This is a genomic window from Micromonospora sp. NPDC047753, assembly GCF_040642735.1.
Lineage (GTDB): Bacteria > Actinomycetota > Actinomycetes > Mycobacteriales > Micromonosporaceae > Micromonospora.
Window position 1 is genome coordinate 1 of sequence record NZ_JBEYSL010000892.1, and the last position, 1,133, is coordinate 1,133.

Below are 1,133 nucleotides of genomic sequence, written 5' to 3' on the forward strand. Positions count from 1 at the left end.
GCGTCGAGACCTGCGACCAGGCCCTCACCGCGATCGCCCGACCGGGGGTGGCGAGCGTCCAGATCATCCTCAACGCGGTCCGCCACAAGCCCCTGGAGCAGGTGCTGCCGGCCGCGGCGGCAGCCGGCGTCGGCATCATCGCCCGCGTGCCGCTCGCCAGTGGCCTGCTCTCCGGCCGCTACGACGAGCACACCGAGTTCCCCGCCGACGACCACCGCAACTACAACCGGCACGGTGCCGCCTTCGACGTCGGCGAGACGTTCTCCGGGGTCGACTTCGATCGAGGTCTGGCCGCCGTACGCCGGCTGGCCCCGCTCGTCGACGCGGACCGCACGATGGCGCAGTTCGCCCTGCGCTGGGTGTTGGACCAGCCGGGCGTCACAGTGGTCATCCCCGGTGCCCGCGACGCCGACCAGGCCCGACGCAACGCCGCCGCGGCGGACCTGTCCCCGCTCACCGATGAGCAGTTGGCAGCCGTCCGCGACACCTACGACGAGCTGATCCGCCCGCAGGTGCACGACCGGTGGTGACCCGCGCGCCCGGGGTGCTCGCGTCACGCCATCCGGCCGGCGATGCTGGACGGCGGCGCGCCGCCCCGGGCGGCGGAGAGGGGACGCGATGAGAGGTTGGCTTCCGCTCACCCTCGGCCTGCTGGCCGTGGTGATCGGTGCGGTGTGGACGGTCCAGGGCCTCGGCTACGTCAGTGGCAGCGTGATGACCGACGAGAAGATCTGGGCGGTGATCGGCCCGATCGTGACGGTGGCCGGGCTGGTCGTGCTCTGGCTCGGCCTGCGCTCGCGTCGACGCTGACCGCTCGCCGCAGCGGCGAGCCTGAGCAGGCGAAAGCCCCGCATCCCAACCGGATGCGGGGCTTTACCGTGACCCGTGAGCCGGGTCGTCCCACTGGCCGGCGGGGGCCGGCCGTCCTACTCAGATGGGACGGACCTGCTCAGCCTGCGGGCCCTTCTGACCCTGAGCAATCTCGAACTCCACCCGCTGGTTCTCCTCCAGCGAGCGGTAGCCGCTGGTCTGGATGGCCGAGAAGTGGACGAACACGTCAGCACCCCCACCATCGACGGTGATGAAGCCGAAGCCCTTGTCAGCGTTGAACCACTTCACGGTTCCCTGAGCCA

The 1,133-nt window shown here is 71.2% G+C and carries 3 protein-coding genes; 2 read left to right on the forward strand and 1 reads right to left on the reverse strand.

All coding sequences use genetic code 11. The features are described 5' to 3' along the window. Positions 1-530, forward strand: a 530-nt coding sequence (locus ABZ749_RS35525; protein ID WP_357235833.1) for an aldo/keto reductase, incomplete at its 5' end; no start/stop codon positions are given. An 88-nt stretch (positions 531-618) separates the two neighbouring features. Beyond that, positions 619-810: a hypothetical protein gene (locus ABZ749_RS35530; protein WP_357235836.1), complete on the forward strand. Its 192-nt coding sequence runs from the start codon at positions 619-621 to the stop codon at positions 808-810. A gap of 120 nt (positions 811-930) precedes the next feature. On the opposite strand, the gene ABZ749_RS35535 is transcribed toward ABZ749_RS35530, so the two are convergent. Continuing rightward, positions 931-1,133, reverse strand: a 203-nt coding sequence (locus ABZ749_RS35535; protein WP_357235839.1) for a cold-shock protein, incomplete at its 5' end; no start/stop codon positions are given.

Coding starts and splice junctions, on each gene's coding strand:
- ABZ749_RS35530 (WP_357235836.1), top strand. CDS start 619: ATGAGAGGTTGGCTTCCGCTCACCCTCGGCCTGCTGGCCGTGGTGATC.